Consider the following 5,641-nt stretch of genomic DNA (forward strand, 5'->3'; position numbering starts at 1 on the left):
TTCCCCCATCTCCATTCAATCAATCATTCATTCTATCATTTAATTATTGAAGGATTGAATTTTGAATGAGCGAATGTTTAATCTTATTTCTCCCACTCCCCATTCAATCAATCATTCATTCTATCATTTAATTATTGAAGGATTGAATTTTGAATGAGCGAATGTTACTTTCAAATTCCTCCATCTCCATTCAATCATTCATTCATTCTAACATTCTATCATTTAATTAATGTTGTCCCGCTTCTACCGCTTTACGTACGCTTCCGTAACGGCTTAAAAGTTCTGCGGCTTCGTCATAGGCAATGTTCAATTCGTCAGCAACCATTTGCGTACCACGATCAACCAGTTTATGATTGGTTAACTGCATATCGACCATTTTATTGCCAACTACGCGTCCTAGCTGTACCATTACCGTTGTACTCAACATGTTTAAAACCAGTTTTTGTGCTGTGCCCGATTTCATACGAGTAGATCCGGTAACAAATTCTGGTCCAACCACCACTTCAACCGGAAAATCAGATTCTGCGGCTATTGGTCCACCGGTATTGCAAACAATACACCCCGTTAAAATGCCATGTTTACGTGCAGTGTTCAATCCACCGATTACATAAGGTGTAGTGCCCGAAGCGGCTAGGCCCACCAAACAATCTTTCTCGTTGATATTAAATTCCAGAAGGTCTTTCCAGGCCTGTTCGGCATCATCCTCGGCAAATTCTACCGCTTTTCTGATCGCCGTATCACCACCTGCAATAATACCCACAACCCAATCAAAGGGCACGCCATAAGTAGGCGGACACTCTGATGCATCTACCACGCCCAAGCGGCCACTGGTACCTGCTCCGATATAAAAAAGCCGACCGCCTTTTTTCATCCGTTCGGCAACCGCCACAGTTAATTTCTCTATTTGAGGCAAAGATTTTTCAACGGCAAAGGCTACTGTTTTATCTTCGTTATTAATGCCCTGCAGAACTTCCAAAACCGACATCTGATCGATGTGGTGATAGTTTGATTCTTGCTCGGTAACTCTGTTCATAAATTTAATTTTGATAAAATTCGGTAAATTCTTTCTAAAATCTACCTAAAAAAAACAAAAATATCAAGCATAATGCCCAATCAACAATCGCCAGGCGTTAATTATTGTTAAATATTATAAACAAAAGACACGAAAATGCAGTTAAAAAATAGATCAACCCGCTAATTTTCATAAATTTGCGCTAAGACCGATGAAAAAAAATACCCGTACCAATATACTGATCGCTGTAAGCTATTCTGTAATTTTAATAGCGGGTATGTTTTTGGGCATAAAATTCATTAAAGACCAAGGCTTTGGTGTTAAAAAAAGCCCTCAGCTGGCCAATAACAGCGAAGAGAAATTAAACGAAATCCTCCACATCATCAACGGTAATTATGTTGATGACATCAATACCGATTCACTTCAAAATTTACCGATTGACAGTGTGCTGCACCAGCTCGATCCACATAGTGTTTACCTGCCACCAACGGATGCGCAGGATATGACCGATAACCTGGAAGGAAATTTTGAAGGCGTGGGCATAGAATACTATATGCTTAACGATACCATGATGGTTACAGGTGTGGTAAAAGACGGCCCGGCTTATCAGGCAGGTATCAAATTAGGTGATAAAATCTTAAGTATCGATAGTGCTGTTGTAAGTGGCAGAAACCTACCAAAAGACCAGTTAACAGGCCGTTTTAAAGGCAAAGCCGGAACCGGGGTAAGTGTGGTATTGTTACACCCGGGTATAACGCAGAGCAACCGCATTATGGTTACCCGCGGCAAGGTAAATATCAGCAGCATTGATGCAGCATATATGATCAATAATGAAACGGGTTATGTGCGTATCAGTAAATTTGGGGCCAATACCGACAACGACTTCTCCGTTGCAGCAAATAACCTGAAGGCTAAGGGTATGAAAAAACTGATCCTCGATCTCCGTGATAATGGTGGTGGCTATTTTACTGCCGCAACAGGCCTGGCTGATCAGTTTTTACCAGAAAACAAACTGATTGTTTACACACAGGGCAAACACGAGCCGCGCACCGATTATTTTTCTACCGGAACCGGTGCTTTCCAAAATGGAAAACTTGCAGTTTTGATCAATGAAAATACGGCTTCTGCAAGTGAAATTGTGGCTGGTGCTATCCAGGATCTGGGCAGGGGGATTATTGTAGGCCGCCGTTCTTTTGGAAAAGGCCTGGTGCAGGAACAATTTGCCTTTGGCGATGGCTCGGCACTTAACTTAACCATTGCAAGATATTACACACCATCGGGCCGGAGCATCCAGAAATCGTACAAAAAAGGTTACGATGCCTATAAACATGAACTCGATGAGCGTATGATGGACGGAGAATTAACCGGCGACCGTACTTCTTTTCAGGATTCTGTTGAGAAGACCGAAGGAGTTAATGTTCAACCCAACAAAAAAATCAAAACTGTTGGCGGTATCCAACCAGATATATTTGTAAAACTCGACACCACCGGATACAATAAATTCTACAGCAATTTAGTAAGTAAAAAAATACTTTCTGATTATGTATTCAATGTGCTTACCGCAAAGTATAGTGCTACTTTTGTAGATCAGTATATTAACATCTTTACTTTAAACGATAATGATTTTAAAGATTTTATCGGTTTCCTTCAACGTAAAAATGTTCCGATAGACCGTTTTCAGCTTTACAACTCAAAAACAGTAATCCTAAATGATTTAAAAGCATTGCTTTGCCGTTATTACCTGGGCGATGTGGGTTATTATAAAGCAGCCAACCAAACCGATAATGCCGTAAGGCAGGCGCTACTTAACCTGCAGTAACCATATATTATACTTTACCAAGCTTAAGTGAGCAGCATGCTTCGATTTTAAATTTCAAAAACAACACACAAATCAATATAATATTCTTATTTAAATCAAAATAAAGAAACTATATTTCGATTTATTAATTTTGCCTGCAAATCATATCAGTTATGGAAATAAGCAGGCTACAGGCAAAAGATCAAAAAGTTTTAAACGATTTATTGGAAAAGGTTAAGGAACAGACTGAATTATTTTTGGGCTACCCCGTATCAAAAGATTTTGATTATCAGGCATTATCCGATTTCTTAAAATACCCGATGAATAACCTTGGTGATCCATTTGTTGCCTCTACTTATGGTGTTGGATCGCGTGAACTGGAAAAAGAAGTAGTCGGTTTTTTTGCCGAACTGTTCCGCGCACCTAAAGATAACTGGTGGGGTTATGTAACCAACGGAGGTTCGGAAGGTAATCTTTACGGTTTATACCTGGCGAGAGAGCTACATCCGAAAGCAATGGTTTATTACTCTGAAGCCACACATTATAGCGTCCAAAAAAACCTGCACCTGCTCAATATGCCAAATATTGTAATCCGTACGCAGGAAAACGGTGAAATTGATTACGAAGATCTGGAAAATACCATCAGGATGAACCGCCAGATCCCGGTCATTATTATGGCCAACATCGGCACCACCATGACGGAGGCACGTGACGATGTGGCCAAGATTAAAACCATTTTAAAAAGAATGGCCATCCAGCATTATTATATCCATGCCGATGCAGCACTCTCTGGCACCTATAGCGCTTTGATTGAACCCAGGCCGGCTTTCGATTTTGAAGACGGCGCCGATAGCATTGCCATTAGCGGGCATAAATTTTTTGGCTCGCCGATGCCCTGCGGAGTGGTGGTGGCTAAAAAATCAAACCGTGATCGGATTGCCCGATCGGTTGCTTATATCGGAAGTGTTGATACCACCATTACAGGATCGAGAAATGGACATAGTCCGTTATTTTTATGGCATACTATTAAACGTTTGGGGCTGGCTGGCCTGAAAGATAGAACCATGCACAGTTTGGCAACCGCGGCTTATACTGAAGAAAAACTTAAAGAAACAGGTATTGCTGCATGGCGGAACCCAAATGCCATAACAGTAAATTTTCCTACTCCATCCACAGCAATCTGCAAAAAATGGCAATTAGCTGCAGAACAGGGAAATTCGCACATCATCTGTATGCCCAACGTAACCAAAGCACATATTGACTTATTTATAAGCGATTTAAAAGCCGAGATAATTTTACAGGATTAACACGATACAAACTTTTGAATGACCATAATGTTTAATAGCAACGTTAACTTAGTATTACAAAACCTTTAAACATAAAAGCATGAAAATAATAATTGTAGGCGCAACAGGAACATTAGGCAAAAAAGTAGCTGATGCCTTTGCCGAAAAACACGAAGTAATCCGCGTGGGGAATACCAAAGGTGATGTTCAGGTAGATATTACAGATGAGGCATCGATTAAAGCGATGTACGAGAAAATCGGCGCTTTTGATGCCCTGATCAGCACCAGTGGAAAGGGACCGTTTGCGCCGGTAAAGCAGTTGACCGGCGAAACATTTAAAAGCGGATTGCTTGATAAATTATTGGGACAGGTTAATCTGGTACTTATTGGCCAGCATTACATCAACAAAGGCGGTTCTTTTAGCTTAACTTCTGGAATATTGGCCGATCATCCGGTTGCAGCCGGCTCCGTTTTAAGCGCGATAAACGGCGGCTTAAATTCTTTTGTGATTGCATCAGCACCCGAACTTGAAAACAGTGTACGTATCAACGCAATCAGCCCGAATGTGGTAGAAGATTCTCCATCTTATTTTGATTCTTTCCCAGGAGAAATACCTGTTACGATGGAAAAAGTGGTTAAAGCTTTTGAAAAAAGTGTTCTGGGCATTGTTACCGGGCAGGTGATAAAGGTTTATTAGTTTTCGCTAAAAGAGGTTGTATCATAAGCCTGGTTTTGTCTATGCGTTTGTCATGTTGAGCCTGTCGAACATCTCGTAAAGTTTTACGGAAGGTCCTTCGACAAGCTCAGGATGACAGTTGTGATTCTTTATACCTTGCAAATCTATTTTTAACAAAAGCTTGTTGCAAAATTTTGGTTATTCAAAAGCCAAACTATTATATTAGTCTGTCTAATAATTCCAAATATGATAGAAACCGAACGCCTCATTTTAAAGCCTTTAACGCACAACCAACTTTTAAAATACATTAAAGACGACCATTCGCTCGAAAAGGAATTTGGCCTTTTACCCACCAAGAAAAACATCTCCCATTCTCTGCACGATGCCTTAGAAGAAACCATTTTACCCAATGTTTTTGATAAGGATAAGGATTACCTGTACCACACCTTATGGACGATCATTTCAAAACCAGACCATAGGATGATAGGCGACATCTGTTTTGTAGGTGAGCCGGACCCAAACGGGGAAATTGAAATTGGCTACGGCACTTATGAGGAATTCAGGGGTAAAGGATTCATGACGGAAGCGGTTGGCAGAATAATCGAATGGGCAAAAGAACAACCGAAAGTGAAATCTATTTTTGCTGCAACCACAAAAGATAACGTGGCATCGTATTCTATATTAGAAAAAAACAACTTTATCCATATCGGAGAAGTTGACGATATGTTAAGCTGGAAAATTGAACTTAAATAGGTTTGGAGGGATTAGTTATACCTCGTTCGTCATCCTGATCCGATAGCTATCGGATTTATTTCAGGATCTGATTAAAAGATTTAATGACAGCATGAAAGATGCTGAACCAAGTTCAG

General features: G+C 40.4%; 4 protein-coding genes and 1 pseudogene. 4 read left to right on the forward strand and 1 reads right to left on the reverse strand.

Annotated features, from left to right (window positions below):
- Positions 1 to 226: 226 nt before the first annotated feature.
- A complete protein-coding gene (gene murQ / locus B2V92_RS20565) occupies positions 227 to 1,033 on the reverse strand; it encodes an N-acetylmuramic acid 6-phosphate etherase (RefSeq protein WP_293311786.1) in 807 nt (268 codons plus the stop codon).
- A 190-nt stretch (positions 1,034 to 1,223) separates the two neighbouring features.
- Between murQ and B2V92_RS20570 the strand changes: the two genes are divergently transcribed.
- The 4 genes and pseudogenes from B2V92_RS20570 (at position 1,224) to B2V92_RS20585 (ending at position 5,525) form a co-directional block, all read left to right on the forward strand.
- A complete protein-coding gene (locus B2V92_RS20570) occupies positions 1,224 to 2,831 on the forward strand; it encodes a S41 family peptidase (protein ID WP_293311788.1) in 1,608 nt (535 codons plus the stop codon).
- Positions 2,832 to 2,983: 152 nt separating this feature from the next.
- Positions 2,984 to 4,117, forward strand: a complete 1,134-nt coding sequence (locus B2V92_RS20575; protein WP_293311790.1) for a histidine decarboxylase — start codon at positions 2,984 to 2,986, stop codon at positions 4,115 to 4,117.
- 73 nt (positions 4,118 to 4,190) lie between these two features.
- A pseudogene (locus tag B2V92_RS20580) lies at positions 4,191 to 4,793 on the forward strand (short chain dehydrogenase); the annotation flags it as partial.
- Between the two features lie 225 nt (positions 4,794 to 5,018).
- The gene (locus B2V92_RS20585; protein WP_293311792.1) at positions 5,019 to 5,525 is read left to right on the forward strand and encodes a GNAT family N-acetyltransferase; all 507 of its coding nucleotides are present in this window, start codon (positions 5,019 to 5,021) and stop codon (positions 5,523 to 5,525) included.
- Positions 5,526 to 5,641 lie beyond the last annotated feature (116 nt).

Origin of the sequence: Pedobacter sp. UBA5917 (assembly GCF_002432345.1) — a bacterium.
Lineage (GTDB): Bacteria > Bacteroidota > Bacteroidia > Sphingobacteriales > Sphingobacteriaceae > Pedobacter.